The 20,429-nt window shown below is 49.7% G+C and carries 17 protein-coding genes; 10 read left to right on the forward strand and 7 right to left on the reverse strand.

Annotation, left to right across the window (positions count from 1 at the left end; translation table 11 throughout):
- Nucleotides 1-27 precede the first annotated feature (27 nt).
- Both SU32_RS04230 and SU32_RS04235 read left to right on the forward strand, forming a co-directional pair.
- On the forward strand, nucleotides 28-2,028 hold the full coding sequence (locus SU32_RS04230; RefSeq protein WP_053998102.1) for a hydantoinase/oxoprolinase N-terminal domain-containing protein: 2,001 nt from the start codon (nucleotides 28-30) through the stop codon (nucleotides 2,026-2,028).
- Nucleotides 2,029-2,143: 115 nt separating this feature from the next.
- Nucleotides 2,144-4,297: a malate synthase G gene (locus tag SU32_RS04235; RefSeq protein ID WP_053998103.1), complete on the forward strand. Its 2,154-nt coding sequence runs from the start codon at nucleotides 2,144-2,146 to the stop codon at nucleotides 4,295-4,297.
- A 62-nt stretch (nucleotides 4,298-4,359) separates the two neighbouring features.
- Here the strand turns inward: SU32_RS04235 and SU32_RS04240 are convergent, their stop codons facing one another.
- Nucleotides 4,360-5,127 carry an SDR family NAD(P)-dependent oxidoreductase gene (locus tag SU32_RS04240; RefSeq protein WP_053998104.1) on the reverse strand — a complete coding sequence of 256 codons (768 nt, stop codon included), beginning with the start codon at nucleotides 5,125-5,127 and terminating at the stop codon, nucleotides 4,360-4,362.
- 131 nt (nucleotides 5,128-5,258) lie between these two features.
- Between SU32_RS04240 and SU32_RS04245 the strand changes: the two genes are divergently transcribed.
- From SU32_RS04245 to SU32_RS04270, 6 genes are all read left to right on the forward strand, one after another.
- Entirely contained in the window at nucleotides 5,259-6,368 is a 1,110-nt protein-coding gene (locus SU32_RS04245) for a Gfo/Idh/MocA family protein (protein ID WP_053998105.1), read from the forward strand.
- A 35-nt stretch (nucleotides 6,369-6,403) separates the two neighbouring features.
- Nucleotides 6,404-7,348: a carbohydrate kinase family protein gene (locus SU32_RS04250; protein WP_160316290.1), complete on the forward strand. Its 945-nt coding sequence runs from the start codon at nucleotides 6,404-6,406 to the stop codon at nucleotides 7,346-7,348.
- Between the two features lie 79 nt (nucleotides 7,349-7,427).
- A complete protein-coding gene (locus SU32_RS04255; RefSeq protein WP_053998107.1) occupies nucleotides 7,428-8,117 on the forward strand; it encodes a glutathione S-transferase family protein in 690 nt (229 codons plus the stop codon).
- A gap of 17 nt (nucleotides 8,118-8,134) precedes the next feature.
- Nucleotides 8,135-9,295 (forward strand): tRNA epoxyqueuosine(34) reductase QueG, encoded by a 1,161-nt coding sequence (queG, locus tag SU32_RS04260; RefSeq protein WP_053998108.1) that lies wholly within the window; start codon nucleotides 8,135-8,137, stop codon nucleotides 9,293-9,295.
- Nucleotides 9,292-10,173, forward strand: coding sequence for an SDR family oxidoreductase (locus SU32_RS04265; RefSeq protein WP_053998109.1), 882 nt, complete (start codon nucleotides 9,292-9,294; stop codon nucleotides 10,171-10,173). The genes queG and SU32_RS04265 overlap by 4 nt, the downstream gene beginning before the upstream one ends.
- A 21-nt stretch (nucleotides 10,174-10,194) precedes the next feature.
- Nucleotides 10,195-10,569 (forward strand): septal ring lytic transglycosylase RlpA family protein, encoded by a 375-nt coding sequence (locus SU32_RS04270; protein WP_053998110.1) that lies wholly within the window; start codon nucleotides 10,195-10,197, stop codon nucleotides 10,567-10,569.
- 58 nt (nucleotides 10,570-10,627) lie between these two features.
- On the opposite strand, the gene SU32_RS04275 is transcribed toward SU32_RS04270, so the two are convergent.
- Complete coding sequence (locus SU32_RS04275; protein ID WP_053998111.1) at nucleotides 10,628-12,523, reverse strand: L,D-transpeptidase family protein; 1,896 nt, start codon at nucleotides 12,521-12,523, stop codon at nucleotides 10,628-10,630.
- 203 nt (nucleotides 12,524-12,726) lie between these two features.
- Here SU32_RS04275 and polA point away from each other — a divergent pair, with 203 nt between their 5' ends.
- Nucleotides 12,727-15,666 carry a DNA polymerase I gene (polA, locus tag SU32_RS04280; RefSeq protein ID WP_053998122.1) on the forward strand — a complete coding sequence of 980 codons (2,940 nt, stop codon included), beginning with the start codon at nucleotides 12,727-12,729 and terminating at the stop codon, nucleotides 15,664-15,666.
- A gap of 11 nt (nucleotides 15,667-15,677) precedes the next feature.
- Here polA and SU32_RS04285 read toward each other — a convergent pair whose 3' ends face one another.
- On the reverse strand, nucleotides 15,678-16,577 hold the full coding sequence (locus SU32_RS04285; protein WP_053998112.1) for a LysR family transcriptional regulator: 900 nt from the start codon (nucleotides 16,575-16,577) through the stop codon (nucleotides 15,678-15,680).
- Between the two features lie 105 nt (nucleotides 16,578-16,682).
- Between SU32_RS04285 and SU32_RS04290 the strand changes: the two genes are divergently transcribed.
- Complete coding sequence (locus SU32_RS04290; RefSeq protein ID WP_053998113.1) at nucleotides 16,683-16,979, forward strand: hypothetical protein; 297 nt, start codon at nucleotides 16,683-16,685, stop codon at nucleotides 16,977-16,979.
- Between the two features lie 48 nt (nucleotides 16,980-17,027).
- On the opposite strand, the gene SU32_RS04295 is transcribed toward SU32_RS04290, so the two are convergent.
- The 4 genes from SU32_RS04295 to SU32_RS04310 all read right to left on the reverse strand — a co-directional run bounded on the left by SU32_RS04295 (nucleotide 17,028) and on the right by SU32_RS04310 (nucleotide 20,187).
- Nucleotides 17,028-17,921: a carbon-nitrogen hydrolase family protein gene (locus tag SU32_RS04295; protein ID WP_053998114.1), complete on the reverse strand. Its 894-nt coding sequence runs from the start codon at nucleotides 17,919-17,921 to the stop codon at nucleotides 17,028-17,030.
- A 68-nt stretch (nucleotides 17,922-17,989) separates the two neighbouring features.
- On the reverse strand, nucleotides 17,990-18,976 hold the full coding sequence (locus SU32_RS04300; RefSeq protein WP_053998115.1) for a BMP family lipoprotein: 987 nt from the start codon (nucleotides 18,974-18,976) through the stop codon (nucleotides 17,990-17,992).
- A 196-nt stretch (nucleotides 18,977-19,172) separates the two neighbouring features.
- Nucleotides 19,173-19,826 carry a peptide-methionine (S)-S-oxide reductase MsrA gene (gene msrA, locus SU32_RS04305; protein WP_053998116.1) on the reverse strand — a complete coding sequence of 218 codons (654 nt, stop codon included), beginning with the start codon at nucleotides 19,824-19,826 and terminating at the stop codon, nucleotides 19,173-19,175.
- A gap of 37 nt (nucleotides 19,827-19,863) precedes the next feature.
- The gene (locus SU32_RS04310; protein WP_053998117.1) at nucleotides 19,864-20,187 is read right to left on the reverse strand and encodes a hypothetical protein; all 324 of its coding nucleotides are present in this window, start codon (nucleotides 20,185-20,187) and stop codon (nucleotides 19,864-19,866) included.
- Between the last annotated feature and the right edge of the window lie 242 nt (nucleotides 20,188-20,429).

The following is a 20,429-nucleotide window of genomic DNA, read 5'->3' on the forward strand; positions in this document are numbered from 1 at the left end:
AAAACCACACACAGAGCCGGAATTTTCATGTCATTCTCTTTAGGTCTTGATACGGGCGGTACATATACCGATGCAGTAATATTCGATAATCTGCAAAACAGTGTCGCCGCAAAGGCAAAATCACTCACCACACGCCACGACCTTGCGGTCGGGATCGCCGGTGCTGCCGCCAAGGTTCTAAAAAATAGCGGTGTTACTGCAGGTGATATTTCGCTTGTATCGATATCCACCACGCTGGCTACAAATGCACTGGTTGAAGGACAGGGCGGGCGAACAGCGCTCGTCATGATTGGTTTTGGTGAGAAGGATATTGAGCGGGCCGGCTTAAAAAATGCCTTGCGCGATGATCCTGTTATTTTCCTGCCCGGCGGTCATGACACATTTGGTAACGCCAAACCTCTTGATTTAAGTGCATTGGAGACCGCGCTCGACGAGCTTGCCGACCATGTTTCTGCGTTCGCTGTTGCCGGATATTTTGCCGTGCGCAATCCCGCCCACGAGATTGCTGTCAGGGAATTGATCCATAAGCGCACAAAGCGGCCGGTCACATGCAGCCATGAATTATCCTCAAAGCTTAACGGGCCAAAGCGCGCACTGACAACGCTACTGAACGCTCGGCTAATTGATATGATCGCGCGGTTAATCAACGCGACAAAAGGCTTTTTGGACACGCAAGGAATTACAGCCCCGTTGATGGTGGTCCGCGGCGACGGCTCTTTGGTCTCTGCTCAATTTGCACTGCAAAGGCCAATCGAAACGATTTTATCCGGGCCGGCCGCATCCATCGTCGGGGCGCACTTTCTGACGGATATGGATGAGGCCATCATTGCGGATATTGGCGGCACCACAACAGATATTGCCATTCTGGATGAAGGACGGCCACGTATTGATGATGCCGGTGCCAGTGTCGGCGGTTATCGCACAATGGTTGAAGCCGTCGCTATGCGAACGCACGGCCTTGGCGGCGATAGTGAAGTCAAACTGGATGAAACAGCTCTTCATGCCACCATTCAATTGGGCCCGCGCAGGTTATCGCCTATTTCCCTTACAGCAATTGCCCATCCGGACATTATTATGCCGGTTCTCAAGCGCCAGCTTAATCAGTTGATACCGACACGCCTCGACGGGCGCTTTGCTTTTGTTACCGGCATGCCGGAAAACATGGCAGCTGGCCTTTCAAAGTCACAAGCCGCCCTAATTGCCCGTATTACCGAAGTGCCGCAGCCACTCGATAAGCTTTTAAAGGGCACAGCTGAACTTGCGACACTGGATGCGCTAGTATCGAGAGGTCTCGTTCTGATTGCCGGATTTACCCCCTCAGATGCCAAACATGTTTGCGGTGCATTTACGCACTGGAATAGTGAAGCGGCCACACTTGCAGCGGCACTGTTTACACGTAAGCGCGATGGCAATGGCAATCCGCTTTGCGGTACGCCGGAAGCGTTCTCCCAAATGGTGATTAACCGGCTAATTCAACAATCTGCAAACTACATATTGGAAAGTGTCTTTTACGAAGACGGACTTGATGGTGCATCGATCGTTAAATCTCCCCTGATTGAACGCGCGCTTAACCGGACACCGGGAATTGCCCGCATGGCTCTGTTTCTTGACAGGCCGCTTATCGGACTCGGCGCGAGCGCAACAGCCTATTATCCGGCAGCGGCAGACATTGTTGGACTTCAATGTCATGTGCCGGTCGATGCTGATGTGGCGAACGCTATCGGCGCTGTTGTCGGTCAGGTAAGGGTTCAAGTCAGCGCTGAAATTGTCCAAAACGATAATATGCAGTTTGCTGTCACCGGAACTGAAATCGAGCTTTCCGAAAACCTGTTCACCGAAGAAGAAGATGCGCTATCTGCTGCGAAAACCGCCTGTGAACGCGCTGCATCTGAAAAAGCCGAGCGCGCAGGGGCAAACAATGTCACTGTGGCGGTCAAAGACGATATTCGTGCAACGGTTCTGGATGGACAACGCCATTTTGTTTCGGCCAGCATATTAGCTACCGCCAGTGGCAGACCTGCCAGCTAAACTGATTTTTGCCAAATCAGACAAGATCTTTAGCATTCTTGCGTGATTGACGCATAATCAGCGCTCGCCTACTTATCGTAAAACACGCGCGTAAATGCCAAATACGGAGAATATTATGTCTGCACCGATTGATAAGTTCGGCCTTCAAGTATCACCCATTCTTCATGATTTTCTGGAGAACGAAGCATTAAAGGGCACAGGCATCGATTCTGATACATTCTGGCAATCTTTTGCCGATATTGTGCATGACCTAGCCCCGAAAAATCGGGAACTGCTGGCTAAGCGCGAAAATCTGCAAACGCAGCTTGATGACTGGTATAAGAAAAACGGTGCTCCATCTGATCTGGAAGCCTATAAAAGCTTCTTGAGCGAGATCGGCTATCTTGTGCCTGAAGGCGAAAAATTTTCCGTTGATACACGCAATGTCGATCCCGAAATTGCCAAGGTCGCCGGGCCGCAGCTTGTTGTCCCGATCATGAATGCGCGTTTTGCGCTTAATGCGGCCAATGCCCGCTGGGGTTCGCTCTATGATGCGCTTTACGGTACGGATGCAATCGGCGACCTGCCTCAAAGCAAAGAATATTATGAAGCGCGCGGCGCCCGTGTCATCAAATGGGCAAAAGGCTTCCTCGACAGCTCTGTTCCTTTGGCAAATACGCAATGGGCAAATGCTGCGGGCTTTAAGATCGAAGATGGCGCATTAGTCATTCTGACTGAAGACGGCCAATCCGCTCTCGACAATCCATCACAATTTACAGGCTATAAAGGCGACGCTGATGCGCCGCGTGCCTTGATGTTCGTCAAAAATGGCATGCATGTTGGCATCCATATTAATGCGGATCATCAAATCGGCAAAACAGATCCGGCGCATATTTCAGATGTATGGCTGGAATCTGCCCTTACCGCGATCATGGACTGCGAAGATTCTGTTGCCGCAGTTGATGCGGAGGACAAAGCGCTGGTCTATCGCAACTGGCTTGGCCTGATGCGCGGTGATCTGGAGGAAAGCTTCGAAAAAGGCGGCAAGACTATTACGCGGGCGCTACATCCCGACTTGGAGTTCACGGCGCCTGACGGAAGTGAGATGTCGCTTAAAGGCCGCTCATTAATGCTTATCCGCAATGTTGGACACCTGATGACCAATCCGGCGATCCATGACCGCGATGGCAATGAGGTGCCTGAAGGCATCATGGATGCAATGTTTACAGCATTGATAGCGCTTTATGATATCGGAGAGAATGGCCGCTTTGCCAATTCAGCCGAAGGCTCGATGTATGTCGTTAAGCCGAAGATGCACGGTCCTGAAGAGGTCGCTTTTGCAGTAGAAATATTCGACCGTGTTGAAGCGGCGATCGGCATGAAGCCAAACACCATAAAAATGGGCATCATGGACGAGGAGCGCCGCACAACGGTGAACTTGAAAGAGTGTATTCGCGCGGCCAAACACCGTGTTGTCTTCATCAACACAGGTTTCCTCGACCGGACCGGCGATGAAATGCACACCTCTATGGAAGCCGGCCCGATGATGCGTAAGGGCGACATGAAACAAGCGACATGGATTGGCGCTTACGAAGACTGGAATGTTGATATCGGCCTTGAATGCGGTCTTGCGGGCCATGCCCAAATCGGCAAAGGCATGTGGGCTATGCCTGACTTAATGCATGCCATGCTTGAGCAAAAAATTGGACACCCGGAAGCGGGCGCGAACTGTGCATGGGTACCTTCGCCAACCGCAGCAACATTGCACGCCACGCATTATCATGAGGTTGATGTCCATGATGTGCAGGCCACGCTTGCCAATCGTGACCGTGCAAAGCTTGATGACTTGTTGTCGATCCCCGTTGTATCGCGTCCAAACTGGACGCCGGAAGACATTCAGCACGAACTTGACAACAATGCTCAGGGCATACTCGGCTATGTCGTACGCTGGGTCGATCAGGGCGTTGGCTGCTCGAAGGTACCGGACATTAATAATGTCGGTCTTATGGAAGACCGCGCGACATGCCGCATATCTTCACAGCACATGGCCAATTGGCTGCATCACGGTGTCGCGACGAAAGAGCAGATCGTCGACACAATGAAAAAGATGGCCAAGGTCGTCGATAAGCAGAATGCGAATGATCCGGCCTATACACCTATGGCCGATGATTTTGACGGATCAATAGCATTTCAGGCTGCGCTGGAACTCGTGCTGGATGGCCGCGCGCAGCCTTCCGGTTACACTGAGCCGGTACTGCACCGCCGCCGTTTGGAGCTTAAAGCAAGCTGAACAAGCATATAAACTGATCTTTGAAGCCGCCTTGAGAAATCAGGGCGGCTTATTTTTTGACTTTATTGTCTGAGTTTGTCGATACCAATGCCAACGGCGTCAAAACCGCCATCCACCGCCAGAACATGGCCGGTGATATAACTTGCCTCGGACGAGGTTAAAAACCAGATCGCATTGGCAAGCTCTATTTCCTCTGCATGGCGCGGTATGGGCATGACATCATAATATGCCTTACGGATATGATCGCTGTGAACTTTCTTTGCCATGTCTGTTTCAACCGGTCCGGGCGCAACCGCGTTTACACGTATTTTATGTTCACCCAGTTCGGCCGCATATTGCTTGGTTAAATGTGCAAGTGCGGCTTTGGACGTGCCATAGGCAACACGCATGGTCGAAGCACGCAGGCCGGATATTGATGTAATGTTGACGATTGCACCGCCACCGGCTGTAATCAAATGAGGAACAATGGCCTGTGTCATTAGAAAAGGCCCATCAAGATTTGTTGCCATGACCTGACGCCAAAGAGCATAATCATGCTCCATTGCCGGGGCAAAGTCGGCAATTCCTGCATTGTTGACAAGCGCGTCCAGCCGCCCGAACTTATTTGCAGCTTCTTCCACAGCCTTTGTAACCTGCTCAGGGTCTGAAACATCTGCCTCAATTGCATAGACACGGTTCGAGCCAAGAGTGCGGGCGGCAGCGCTTAAAGTTTCTGCCAGCCGGTCAAGCATAACAACCCGCCACCCCTCACGTAAAAACCGCTTTACTGTCTCAAGGCCAATGCCGCGTGCTGCGCCTGTAATTAAAACAACTTTTTCAGTTTCCGACATCGCTTTTTCCTTCTATGCAGCCAAATTCATTCACTATTGAACTATATTTATATTGCGCGTAATTTCGCAACGTATTAGGCGTTGTTCCAGCATAAAGCTGACACATGCAGCACTGACAGGAAAGAACCATTATGACTTTGCGTTACGCAATTATCGGGGCCGGTATGATGGGCCAGGAACATATACGCAATATCGCTCTTTTGCCGGATGCCTATGTCAGTACAATCGTTGAGCCTAACGATGAAATGGCCGCCAAAGCCGTTCAAACAGCAATCGATGCAGGTATAAAAGCGCCGGAGCGATACACGGATATTGACGCGCTTTTGCAATCTGACAAAGCCGATGCATTGATCGTTGTCAGCCCAAATGACACGCATTTTGATATGATGCAGAAACTGCTGCAAACCAATCTGCCTATTCTTTTAGAAAAACCCAGCGCCACGAGCGCAGATCACGCTTGGAGCCTTGTTAAAAGTGCTGAAAACCGTGCAGCGCCGGTATGGGTAGCCATGGAATACCGCTATATGCCGCCAGTGGCTCGCATCATCGATGAAGTGCGAAACGGCACTATCGGCAAAACCAAAATGATCTCCATTGTCGAACACCGCTTTCCTTTCCTGAACAAGGTTGGCGCATGGAATAGATTTAACGCGCGGACCGGCGGCACGATGGTTGAAAAATGCTGCCACTTTTTTGATCTCATGCGCCTCATCACCGGATCGGAAGCCGTGAAGGTTTATGGATCCGGCGCACAGGACGTTAATTTCTTTGATGAAAACTATGATGGTCAAAAACCTGATATTCTCGACAATGCATTTGTGATTGTTGATTTTGAAAACGGTGTACGCGCCTCGCTTGATTTGTGCATGTTTGCCGAGGGCTCTTATTGGCAGGAACAGGTTTCCGTCGTTGGAGATACGGGAAAAGTTGAAGCGTTTGTGCCCGGCCCTTCTCGTTTTTGGCCAGGCGGTATTGAGCGCGCGTCAGAAGTCATCATTTCACCGCGTGCAGAGCGCGCACCAACCCGCTCCGAGATACACGTTGATGAGAACCTTCTTGCGGCGGGCGATCACCATGGCAGCACTTATTTTCAGCACTTAAAGTTCTTTGAATTGTGCAAAACCAAGACAGGTAAACCTGAAGTGACACTGCGTGATGGCGCCCATGCGGTTGCCCTTGGCGCTGCTGCCGAGCAATCAATCCGCACAGGAACCGTTGTGCATTTGGAAAATAGAAGCTAAAAGTCTAAATCGATTTAATGATTTGGGAAATGCGCATGTTTATCACTTGCGGCGAAGCGCTTTTTGACATTTTTGCACAGCCTTCAAAGAGCAGTGCACCACATGGCATCGGGTTTGACGGGGTCGTGGGCGGCTCTCCGCTTAACGTTGCGCTTGGCCTTTCACGTATGGGCAATCGCGCCAGCCTTTTCACACGATTATCCAATGATATGTTTGGACGGAGTATACGCGCCTTCATGAAGGAAATGGGGGTGCATGATGATTATTGCGTTGCAACCGACCTGCAAACAACCCTGGCAATGATCCTGACAAAGCCTGACGGGCAACCGGACTATTCGCTATATACAAAAGGCACTGCCGACTGTTCGATGGAAATGTCGGATATACCCACCAAGCTGGATGAGTGCGACCAAGTCATTCATCTTGGATCATTTGCAACCGCACTCGAAAAGAGCGGTGCAGTTTTACGGGAATTTGCCAAGCAGCAGGCAGGCAAAAAGTTTATCGCGTTTGATCCGAATGCGCGTCCCATCGTGATACCGGAACGTGAGCCATGGCACGCGATGATAGACGAGATGTTGCCTGTCTCCAATTTTGTTAAAGCCAGCGATGAAGATCTGGATTTTCTTTATCCAGGCCAGCCAATTGAAGCATTTCTCGATCGCTGCCTTGCCGCCGGGGTAGATGTCGCATGTGTCACACGCGGACCCGATGGCGCGTTCGCAAAAACTGCAAACGGTCAAAGCGTTGATCTGCCCGGCCGAAAAGTTGACGTCATTGACACGGTTGGTGCGGGCGATACTTTTCAGGCTGCCAGCCTACATTTTTTAGCGCAAAGCAAACTGGCACGAAAAGGTGAAGCCCAAACGGTTGATCTGGAAGCGCTTGTCAAATTCGCTATTGATGCTGCGGCACTGACATGCACAAGACGCGGTGCGGATTTGCCAACACTCTCGCAGATTGAGGCTTTTGCAAACTAGACAATACTGTATGACGTTGCACAGTCCCTAAAGGTCTCCTATCAATAGGGCTTAAGGTTTCGGCACACAGGATCAATCTATGCAGCTTTATCATCATCCCATGTCTGCCAGTTCGCGCTTTATTCGCTTTTTGATGGGCGAATATGGTGTCGAATACAGCTTGGTGCACCAAAATCCTTGGGATCGTGAAGCCGAATTCATCAAGTTAAATCCAGCTGGTACGCTGCCGGTACTGATTGCGGAATCCGATGTTGCAATCTGCGGTGTGTACGCCATTTGCGAATATATTGATGAGACACGCGGCACCATGATGCGCGAGCGTCGTTTAATGCCTGATTATCCGCTTGAGCGTGCAGAAGTCCGCAGGCTCATTGACTGGTTTTGTGTGCGCTTGGAGCAGGACGCAACCAAAGCACTTGTGAGAGAGCGGATTTTCAAAGTGGAAATGCCGCGCAACAGTGGTGGAGGCGCGCCTGATTCTGCCGCCATGCGCGCAGCACGCAACAATGTGAAGCAGCATATGCGCTATTTGAATTGGTTAGCCGGTAGCCGAAACTGGCTCAGCGGCAAAACCCTGACTGCCGCTGATATTGCCGCAGCCGCCAGTATTTCCGTACTGGACTATATGGGTGAAATATCCTGGCCTGAATCACCGCAAGCGGCCGAATGGTATCAACGCGTCAAATCGCGACCCGCATTCAGACCTATTTTGGAAGACCGCGTTCGCGCCCTTACACCCGTATCGCATTATGCCGATCTCGACTTTTAGCACTGCCCGTTTGAGCCATGTCGACAACTTTGTCCCCCGAAAAGGCGAAACAATCTCTTATCAGTGATTTATCCTCTGAAGGGTTTGAGCTTGTTGGCTTCATGGATGCCAATGATACCGGCAAAATGACAAGCGCTCTTTCCGAGTTCATCGATGCCGGCTACCACGGCTCCATGCAATGGATGGAGGACACGCAGGAACGAAGAGCCGCTCCAACGGTTCTCTGGGAAGATGCAAAAACTATTATTCTTGCGGCAATGGTTTATTCGCCGGATAATGATTATGATCCACTGCACGCCACTACACTGGATGATAGGGCTACAATCTCCTGCTATGCGCATAACCGCGACTATCATGATGTTATCAAGGGCAAGCTAAAACAAGTGGCCGGCCGTTTTGTTGCCAAAACCGGCGCTGAGGTAAAAGTCTTTATTGATACGGCGCCAGTGATGGAAAAGCCTCTTGCGCAAAAGGCCGGGCTGGGATGGCAGGGCAAACACACAAATCTTGTTAGTCGGCAAATTGGTTCGTGGTTTTTTATTGGCTCTATTTTCACAGATATGGATCTGCCGTTGGATGACGCTGAAACCGACCATTGCGGTTCGTGCCGCGCGTGTCTTGATTGCTGTCCGACAAACGCATTTCCGTCTGCTTATCGTCTCGATGCCCGGCGCTGTATATCTTATCTTACGATTGAGCATGCAGGACCAATAGATATCGAGTTTCGGAAGCCCATGGGCAACCGCATTTATGGGTGTGACGACTGTCTTGCGGTTTGCCCGTGGAACAAGTTCGCCACAAAGGCGCGTGAGGCAAAACTACAAGCGCGTGAAGATTTAAAAAGCCCGCCGCTTGCTGCTCTGCTACAGCTTGATGATACAGCCTTCAGAAAAATGTTTGCCGGCTCACCGGTCAAGCGCATTGGCAGAAACCGTTTTATTCGCAATTGCCTTGTCGCAGCGGGAAACAGCAGTGATCAAGAACTTTTGCCCTTGATCAAAACCCATCTAAACGATCCGGATAATGTCGTTCGCGGCACTGCCGTTTGGGCTTTGGCGCAGCATGTGAACAAAGACGAATTTAGCGTGCTCTATGAAACATACTACCCAACTGAAAGCGATCAATCTGTATGCCAGGAATGGATGACAGCGCTTGAAACGACTGGCTTGGAATTATGACAGACCAACAACGAACGACATTAATATTGGGCGCGGGATTTTCTGGTAAACGCTACGGCGAACTGATAGCGCGTGAAGGTGCCAGTGTCTTTGGCACAACCCGATCACCCGATAAGGCAGATGCACTTGATAAAGCGGGCATTCAACCTGTTATATTTGACGGCGTAACAATAACGCCTGCCTTAAAAGAAGCTATAGAGGGCGCAACCGATCTGGTGGTTTCTATTGCGCCGAATGAATCCGGTGATCCGGTGTTGAGAGCCCTTTCACAAGTCTTGTCAGTTGCCCCTAAACTTTCGTGGATTGGCTATCTTTCGACGGTCGGCGTTTATGGCAATCATGATGGCGCATGGGTTGATGAAGAAAGCAATTGCAAACCTGTCTCAAAGCGCTCTGTGCAACGCATGCAAGCTGAGTCGGAATGGCAAAGCTTTGCCGCAAATCAAGACCTTCCATTGGCCATATTGCGATTGTCCGGCATTTATGGTCCAGGGCGCAACGCACTAAAAAACATGGTTGAAGGAAAGGCACGCAGGCTGATCAAGCCGGGACAAGTCTTCAACCGCATTCATGTTGCTGATATTGCTGCCAGCCTGAAATTTCTCGCAAATCAACGCGCTGACGGCATTTTCAATGTAACAGACGATATGCCTTCACCGCCGCAGGATGTTGTCGAATATGCCGCTTTGGTAACAAAAATTGATCCACCTGCCCCAATTGATTTTGAAACTGCCACATTATCGCCCATGGCACGCTCTTTTTACGGCGAGAACAAGCGCGTCTCCAACGCAAAGTTGAAGAGCGCTGGTTTTCAATTTCAATATTCGAACTACCGACAATCTTTAAAGAAGATGTGGGACGAAAACGACTGGCGTTAAACGTCAACTAGGGTGTGTTAAATGTATAAATTATTTAGTCTCGCTGGCGCGGGAGCCGTTATTGCTTTGTCTATTACAACGTCAATATTTACGAACAATCAGGCAGAAGCTTCAGCGGCTCAATGCGGCAAGGCATCATGGTATGCGCTTTATTCGCGCACGGCATCCGGAGAAATGATGAACCCAGCCAAATTAACAGCGGCGCACAAAACATTACCCTTCGGGACCAAGCTCGAAGTGACAAACCGGAACAATGGAAAATCCGTTATTGTTCGTATCAATGACCGCGGCCCCTTTATCAAAGGCAGAATCGTCGATCTTTCCAAAGCTGCTGCGGGTAAAATCGGCATGATCAGAAGTGGTCACGCGCCGATCTGTTTTCGGCGCATTTCCTGATTTTGCAACAAACCCGCCGAATGTAATTTCAGCGGGTTATGCTTCAAAAGATTGTAAGTTAGCTTGAAGCGGCGCGCGCTTTCGCCACGGCCTCTAAAGCCCGACCAAGATACATATCCCGCTTATACATGTCGGGATGATATTCCACTTGGCCTGCATCGTTGGGCCAAGCTGTGAAATAGCTTATAAATACCGGTATCTTTTCTGAGACTTTTTCACCCTTTTCGCCTCCGCCCAATTGTGACGCGACATATTCGCGGCTTTTGCCAAGTACGGCCGCAGCCATAGCGCGCGGATCTTCCAAGCGAACACATCCATGGCTATATGCACGGTTATCACGCTGGAACAAATTTTTCGCCGGTGTGTCATGCATGTAAATTGCATGGCGGTTCGGGAACAATATTTTCAATTCACCAAGAGCATTTTTGGGCCCCGGCTTCTGGCGCACATTAAATGGTACCGGCCCGGCATATTGCGCCCAGTTGATATTGGATGAGGCAATCCGCTTGCCGCCATGCGTTGAAACAACGTAACCAGCGCGATCGAGATAGCCCGGATCGCGACGTAACTTTGGCAGCATTTCATTAACGATAATTGATTGCGGCACGCCCCAATACGGATTGAACACAACTGTTTCAATTTCATCGTGGAAGAAGTTGGTCTGATTCGCCGGTTTACCCACGACAGCGCGCATGGCAAGTTTTGTCTCGCCATCCTCCATGTAGCGAACACGGTATTCCGGCTGGTTTATCAAAACCTGACGCTTACCGTAATTTTCCGGATGCCAGCGCAGACGCTCCAACGTTAGCTTTACCCGTTCTATTTTTGAAGCAAGGCTTTGACCGCCAAGACGCGAAACGGTTTTGGGGCCGACAATGCCATCCGGTGCCACGCCAAGATCGCGTTGGACATCGCGCACCAATTCAACCAGTTCGCCTTTATAAAGTGTCTCGCCAGCGTAAGCGCTTAAAAGCACCTGATGTTTTGTGCGCGTTTCGTCGCCCATCTTGCGTTCCATAGCCTTCATAAGAAGCGGCAATTCTTCTACAGTATTGCCGGGTTTCATGAGGAGGTCTGGTGGAAGCACGATCTCGGTTTCCGTACTGCCGCGCAATTTAACCAGTTCATCCTGCAACATCGCATAATGCGGCTGATTCGGCACAAGGCTGGTCAGATAATCGGCAGGCGCCATTTCTCCGGACGTCAGCCCCTCCAACGCGTCATTCGCAGATAAGCGGTTTTTTGTGAAATCGTGATAGCCCGATATTTTGTTCGGGTTAACTTCGCCGTCCTTCATATCCTGCGCATAGCGGATAGCATAGGCCGTCAACTTTGTTTCAAACGATAATAGTTCTGCCGCTCTTGCTTTCGGATCGTCAAACGAGAAGGCATCAGATGGCACTTCAATTGCATAATGTTCCGGGTTCAAGCCATGTTTGTCAGCGCTATTGAGCATTGCGGCAACGTCTTTGGCATGTGTCGTGACGCTGCTGCCGCGGGACCACACAAAGGCTGGCTTTTTGCTGTAATAATCAGTCACTGCCTTGGCAATGTCTTCTTCAATTGAAATTTTCAGCGTTGGAGAATAACGGACAGCTTCTTTAAAGCGCTGTGCTTCGAAATCCATGGTCGGTAAACCGAGTTCACCTGACTGCCCTACGGACGCTGTGGTCAGACCCGCCAGCGTAAACACAGCCATTTGCGGCGCTTTATATGTGTAATATTGCGGCCCGCTTATGCGTTTTATGGGTTTGCGCGGTTTTGCCTTAACCGTTTTCTTGCGCTTCTGTATGACTGGCTCTGGATTGCGGCGTTGGCGCATTTCCTTGCGTTTTTCGCGACTAAACAGAAGCTCATGTAATTGAAATGCCGATGCGTCGGGAACCGAAAAGCTCATTCCAGTAACAATAACGGCCGAAGCCAATAATGCGCGTGCTAATTTCTTGTAAGCCACTCTATTCTCCAAAGCTTGTTCGGTTAAAACAATCTATCGTGTTTTCTGCCCCCTATAAAGCCGCGCCATAGTGAATAATGTCTTGACGATTTACATCAAATTTTTTGAGTCACGCTTTTACAACAGCCGTCAACGCTATCTGTTTTTGCAAAATGCTGCGTTTTTCATGGACGGGTCGAGCCGATGGCGCTAAATATCAGCGCATGAAAAAAGGTGATCATCTCTTCCTCGTTGACGGTTCGGCATATATCTTCCGAGCTTTTCATGCCCTGCCGCCATTAACCCGGAAGTCTGATGGCACACCCATTGGCGCCGTTTCCGGTTTTTGCAATATGCTCTGGAAACTCCTGCAAGATGCGCGCAATACCGATGTCGGTGTAACACCTACCCATTTTGCGGTCATATTCGACTATTCGTCCAAGACGTTTCGCAACGATCTTTATGCTGAATACAAGGCCAACCGCTCCGAGCCGCCCGAAGATCTGCGTCCGCAATTCGGACTGATTCGCGAAGCGACACGTGCTTTCAACCTGCCTTGCATTGAGCTCGACGGGTATGAAGCCGATGACCTTATTGCGACCTATGCGGCACAAGCGGAAGCTGCGGGCGGTGAAGTAACAATCATTTCTTCCGACAAGGATTTGATGCAGCTCGTTACTGAAAAAGTATCAATGTATGATTCAATGAAAGACCGACAAATCGGTATTGATGAAGTCATTGAGAAGTTCGGGGTAAAGCCTGACAAAATGATCGATCTGCAAGCGCTTACCGGCGATTCAACCGACAATATCCCGGGCGTTCCGGGCATTGGTCCGAAAACAGCGGCGCAACTACTCGAGACCTATGGCGATCTGGACACGCTGCTTGAGCGCGCGCATGAAATTAAACAAAATAAACGGCGCGAAAACCTGATTGAATTTGCCGATCAAGCACGTTTATCGCGCGAACTGGTTACGCTGAAAGTTAATACGCCCGTTGAGACGACCATAGATGATTTTATTCTGGAAGATCAGGACGGCCCCAAGCTCGTTGCTTTTCTCAAAGCAATGGAACTTAACACACTAACCCGCCGTGTGGCCGAAGCGACAGGTGTTGAAGCCAATGAAATTGATGCCGCTGATATACCGGTAGAAAATGCCGGACGCGCGCGTGGTCCCGATCTTGATAGTGCGGTGCCGGAAAGCGCAGATTCAAACGCCAAAGCTGACCCTGAACAGCAGGATGCACAAAACGGCGACAACACACCTCAAGCGCTTGCGGAAAAGCTGGCGGCAGAAGCGTCAGGCGCCAAGTTTGATGCCGATAGCTATGTTTGTATTCGCGATGCAGCGATGCTGGATGAATGGATTTCAAAAGCAATAGAAGAAGGTGTCGTCGCGTTTGACACCGAGACCGACTCACTAGATGCAAATCAGGCCAATCTTGTCGGCTTTTCTCTGTGTCATAAAGCCGGACATGCCGCTTATATTCCCTTGCAACATCGTGACGGCGAAGACGATCTTCTTGGTGAAGGCGGCCTCGTCAGCGGCCAGCTCGAGTTTGATACCGCGCTTGAAAAACTCAAAGCATTGCTCGAAGACGCGTCGATCCTGATAGTCGGACAGAATCTGAAATATGACTATCTCATCATGCAAAGATACGGCATCACAATCCGGTCCTATGATGACACGATGCTGCTGTCCTATGTCATTGATGGCGGGCGCGGTGCACATGGTATGGATGCTTTATCAGAGCGCTGGCTAGGCCATCAGCCAATTGCCTTTAAGGACATTGCCGGTACCGGTAAAAAACAGATTACCTTTGACCGCATAGCCATTGATGTTGCTACCGGATACGCCGCTGAAGATGCAGATATTACGCTCCGGCTTTGGCAGGTGCTCAAGCCGCGCCTGATTGCCGACGGACTGGCATCTGTTTATGAGCGACTCGAAAGACCACTAATGGCTGTTCTGGCACGCATGGAAGGCCGTGGCATATCTGTCGACAGGCAAATCCTTAGCCGGCTATCGGGTGAATTTGCGCAGAAAGCAGCTGCCTATGAAGAAGAAATTTACGACCTTGCCGGCGAGAAATTCAATGTCGGCTCGCCTAAACAATTAGGCGAAATCCTATTTGGCAAGATGGAACTGCCGGGCGGCAAAAAAACAAAATCAGGGCAATGGGCAACAGGCGCGCAGGCACTGGAAGATCTTGCTGCGGAAGGCCATGAGTTGCCACGTAAAATTGTCGACTGGCGCCAGCTTACAAAGCTGAAATCGACCTACACCGACGCCTTGCCAGGCTATATCAACACCGAAACAAAACGCGTTCACACATCTTATTCTCTGGCTGCAACATCCACCGGGCGACTATCTTCGTCTGAACCCAATTTGCAAAACATACCGATTCGAACAGTTGAAGGCCGACGAATCCGCACAGCATTCGTTGCTGAAAAAGGCAAGACGCTCATTTCTGCGGACTATAGCCAGATCGAATTGCGTGTGCTTGCGCATGTTGCCAACATTCCGCAACTCACCCAAGCATTTGCGGACGGGATCGACATTCATGCAATGACTGCTTCTGAAATGTTTGGCGTGCCGGTTGAAGGCATGCCGTCAGATGTAAGACGCAGCGCCAAGGCGATCAACTTTGGCATTATCTACGGCATTTCCGCCTTTGGCCTTGCCAATAATCTCGGCATCAGCCGATCGGAAGCCTCTGAATATATCAAGAAATATTTTGAGCGTTTTCCCGGCATCAAAGATTATATGGACGAGACAAAAGCCACGGCGCGCGCACAAGGTTATGTCGAGACAATTTTCGGCCGCCGCATTCACTATCCGGAGATTAAATCAAGCAATCCGCAAGTACGCGCATTTAACGAACGGGCGGCTATCAATGCCCCAATCCAAGGTTCTGCTGCCGACATAATCCGCCGCGCTATGGTGCGTATGGAGCCTGCCATGGATGCCGCAAAACTATCGGGGCAAATGCTGCTTCAAGTTCATGACGAATTAATTTTTGAAGTGCCGGAGAATGAGGTCGACGCAACAATTACTTGCGTTAAGCAAGTGATGGAAAATGCCGCTATGCCTGCCATCGATATGGCTGTTCCACTGGCCGTGGAAGCACAGGCTGCTAATAATTGGGATGAGGCGCATTAAGCGCCTTTGCCTCACATCTCTTCAAAGCAGGCGATGACATGCTCGGCCACCGCTTGCGAACAGCAGCCTGAGTTGGACTTTAAACGCATGCGTATCTGATATTTTTTCAAGGGCGGCAGACCATGTTTCTTATGCGTTAATTCGATCAATGGCGGTTCGATAAACGATGAAGGCATTGGCGCAACAGCAAGGTCTGCAGAAACCGCAGCACGCTGGGCAACCACCTGAGCACTTTTATAGGCAACGCGGTAAGAGCGTCCAATTGTGTCGAGAGCCTCAACCGCACCGGCCCGCCAAGCACACGAGCTTTCCCACATGGAAATTGGCAAAGGATCTTTCTCATACGCACAGCCACCTTTAAGGCCAGCCCATACAAGATCTTCTTCCAACATTATATGCGCGCCATCTTCAAGCGCATGTTTATCAGAAGATGTATATACGACCACATCGAGCTCACCGCGATCAAACCGTTCGAGCAAGCTCGCAGAACTATCCATGACGACATCGACCGACACATTTGGATGTGTTTCAGCAAAGCGTTTTAAAACAGTCGGCAGAAGCTTGTTGCCATAATCATCGGGTGCGCCAAGCACGACTGAACCTTCAATATCAGGCATTAAAAACCGTGCCATCATCTCGTTCGACAATGCAAGTATGCGCCGCGCGTAAGACAAAAGCAGTTCACCGTCTTGCGTAAGTTCAACGGAGCGGCTGTCGCGCTGCAATACCGATACGCCCAATATCTCTTCCAGTTTTTTTATTTGCATCGACACTGCTGAAGGTGTGCGAAACACTTTCTCCGCCGCCTTGGAAAAACTGCCTGTTTCTGCAATCGCGGCAAATGTCTTCAAGACATCAATATCAATGCCGGCAAGAGCCACTGCATTAAATTTTTTGTCCGGCACATTCATATCATTTCCAATCATCAATATATTTGAATGATAAATACATATCTATTCGTTTGATTGAAGCATTATTCGCGCGCAATGTCCAGTCACACAAATGGAGACGGAAAGATGACTTGCATTGATAATCAGAATTTTGACATTGTTGATCAACGCAGAAATATTCTCCAGCGCAGCTGGCTCGGTATTTCAGCCTACTTCAAAACTTTTCTTGCCGCGCGTGTGGCACGCGCCAAACAAAGGCGAAATCGAGCGGCTTTTATGAATCTCGTTGGTCAGGAAAGCTGGCTTTATGACGATATTGGCATTCGCGAAAGCGATGTCTATTGGGCATCAAGACTTCCAATTGAAGTCAACGCTGCCAGAGAGCTCGAAAAAATAAGATTAAGCAACCGAAAGAACTTGTAATGCAGTGTTCTATACGCCTGCCAGCGAATATGCCGGCAGGCGTTTGCTTTATAAATTCCACCTAACATCATAAAGATCACTGCGCCGGTCTGCGAGATTTCGAACCGACCCTGCTGTGCGTGCTTTATCCAGCAAAGCCATATCGAGATCGGCAACAATAAGCTTTTCTTCGTTTACAGGCGCTTGAGTCAATATTCCATCAGGCGGAAAACCGGCATCAGATGGTGTCAGAACAGCCGATTGCGCATAGGCCTCGTCAAGATTTTCTACATTATCAATCGTTCCAACCAAACCGGACGTTACAATATAGCACTGGTTTTCGACCGTGCGGGCATGGCAGCAATAACGCACCCGTAAATGACCACTTCTGGCTTCGGTGCAATAAGGAACAAAGACCAACCCAACGCCCTGCTCTGCATGGCGACGGCCAAGCTCCGGAAATTCACTATCATAGCAGATTTGCACGCCAATCGGGCCGCAATCTGTTTCAATTGCCCCCAATCTTTCACCCCCTTCAATGCCCCAGACCTCCCGTTCGTCGGGTGTCGGGTGAAGCTTTGGCTGGCTGGCCATTGTTCCGTCGCGCCGTGTCACAAATGCGATATTTTCCGTTTTGCCGGAAGCCGTCCGCGTTGCATGGCTACCACAAACAATATTGATGCTGAGCTCTTTTGCCAGCGCTGTAAATTCTGCAGCTATGCGCTCTGTTTTTTCCGTCAAACTTTCGATTGACGCCTCCGGTGACATTTTCTGCGCTGCTCCCGACAAAAGTTGAAGCGTGAAATGTTCAGGAAAACAGATAAAGTCGGCTTTTTGACGCGTCGCCTCTTCGGCAAAGGCACGCACACGCTTGAACAAATGATCAAAGGAAGAGGTATGAAGCAGCGCCATTTGTACGGATGCCACACGTATCTTCGACTTATAATCCGGAAAAAGTTTCATCTTAAAGCCTCATAAAAAAGCCGCCAGAACAAAGCTCTGGCGGCTGGAATCGTCCAATATTGTTTAACTTAATACGGGCAATTGTTATCGCTCATATAGTCGTGAACAACAACGTCGCCGGAAACGATTTTAGCGCGCGCATCTTCCACGGCTTTCATCATTTCCTCTGAAACAAGTTCTTTGTTGTTGTCATCCATAGCAACATCAACACCGCCTTCTTTCAGACCAAGAACGTTGATACCTGATTCCCAAGTGCCGCCTTCAGCGCCGTCTTTGAATGCTTCATAAACAGCAACATCCACTTTTTTGACCATAGAAGTCAAAACGCTGCCCGGCTGCAAACCGTTCTGGTTTGAGTCAACGCCGATAGCAAGCTTGCCTGCATCTGCCGCCGCTTGAATAACGCCTACACCCGTACCGCCGGCCGCATGGAAGACAACATCAGACCCTTGAGCAATCTGCGCTTTGGTAATCTCGCCGCCTTTAACAGGATCATTCCATGCCGCAGGTGTGTCACCTGTCATGTTTTCGATCACTTTGGCATCTGCATTGACAGACTTGACGCCGCCAACATAGCCGCACGCAAAGCGTGAAATAAGCGGAATACCCATGCCGCCGACAAAGCTGACAGTTCCTGTTTCAGATGCTTTAGCAGCCATAACTCCGGCAAGGTAAGAGCCTTCCTGCTCTTTGAATACAACCGAACGTACATTCGGCTGATCAACAACCATGTCAATGATCGCAAATTTTGTATCCGGGAAGTCCTTCGCGACTTGCTCTAGAGCTTGCGCCCAAGAAAAGCCCGCGACCACGATCGGTGAATTGCCATCTTCAGCAAATTTCAGCAAAGCTTGTTCGCGCTGCGCGTCGTTTTGAATCTCGAATTCGCGGTAAGATGTTCCGGTTTCTTCTTTATATTTTTCAGCGCCGTTGTAAGCAGCTTCATTGAACGACTTGTCGAATTTTCCGCCCAAATCATAAATGATTGCCGGTTCGGCATGTGCTGAAAAAGTTAATGCTGTTGCGGCCAAAAGGCCTAAAGCGATGCGCTTCATACTAAATCACCCTATAAACGTTTATTATTCTCCCCCGCGCATTATTCACTAAAAACAATGCACGAAACCTCGCGGCGTTTTATTCGCCTTGAAAAAGAGTTTGGCACGCCGCTGCAGCAAAATCACGCAAAAAATGTAGGCATCTTTGCGGCATCGAAAATTAACGTAAATGCCGCAAAGGTAAGCGTACGACGGTTTAACGGGGAATAGGGCAGCTAACGCCGGTACCGCGCAAGCCACAATAACCATCGGGATTTTTCGCCAAATATTGCTGATGATAATCTTCAGCGAAATAAAATGCGTTTAATGGCGCAATTTCTGTCGTAATCTTGGCGTGGTGCCCACCTTGTTTCAGCGCTTTCTGGAAATTATCGCGACTATTCTTCACATGTTCGAGCTGTGCGTCTGACGTGGTATAAATTGCTGAGCGGTAAGTCGTGCCAATGTCATTGCCCTGCCGCATACCTTGTGTCGGATCATGCTGCTCCCAAAACTCTTTTAAAATCACATCTAGACTTATCTCAGCCGGATCATAGACAATTTTGACCACTTCAGCATGGCCGGTTTGTCCGGTGCAGGTCTCATTGTAAGTCGGGTTTTTTGTAAAACCGCCCGCATAACCAACGGCCGTTACATAGACGCCATCCATCTGCCAGAAAATGCGCTCGGCTCCCCAAAAACATCCCATACCTAGATAAATGACTTCCATTTCTTCGGGGTGCGGACCAACCATATTGACGCCGCTAACGAAATGGTCCGGAGATAGAGATAAAGGCTCATCACGACCCGGCAAGGCCTTTTCAGCAGTAATCATGTCGGTCTTGTTGCGAAACATATCGGTCAAAAACATAGCTTTCCGCCTTTCCAAGTGATCGGCTTAGTGTTGATTATCTTTTGGCAAACCCATCCATGTGCCGCCTTTTTCTATAACCTATGACATAAAATAGGGCCGACAAAACGGCGAATACAGCGAAAGTGGGCACAGTCAGCAAGGTTACAAGAACGGGGTCGTTCAAAAATGAGTGAACGCTTTGTGTAAGCCAAAGCGAGAACATGTCCAAGGTATCCGGGAAAAACTGTCTCCAACTCACCTCAAGCGGTGTAAAAACAAGCTCGGACACCCCCAAAGAGCGTGTCGCATCCAAAACTAGAAACATGACAGATACAGCCAAGCAGATAACAGCGATAAAACGGATCAAAAAACGAAACATGCCAGCCCAACGGTGCGATTGAACAAGTAGTATATAGATTAAATAGATGACTTAGGGAAAAGTGCAATCGACACAAACAACTGATTTATCCGTTATTGCACACACTTAACTCTTGCAGCGACAAAAAGCACGCGCTACACGTCCGCTACCAAATGACCTCCGAGAATTTTCGCGGCGGTTGTATTATCCGACTAAATTGTCGGATAATAAATGGAATGGACAGGTGGCCGAGTGGTTGAAGG

Origin of the sequence: Ahrensia marina (assembly GCF_001293565.1) — a bacterium.
In the GTDB taxonomy this organism is placed as follows: Bacteria; Pseudomonadota; Alphaproteobacteria; order Rhizobiales; family Rhizobiaceae; genus Ahrensia; species Ahrensia marina.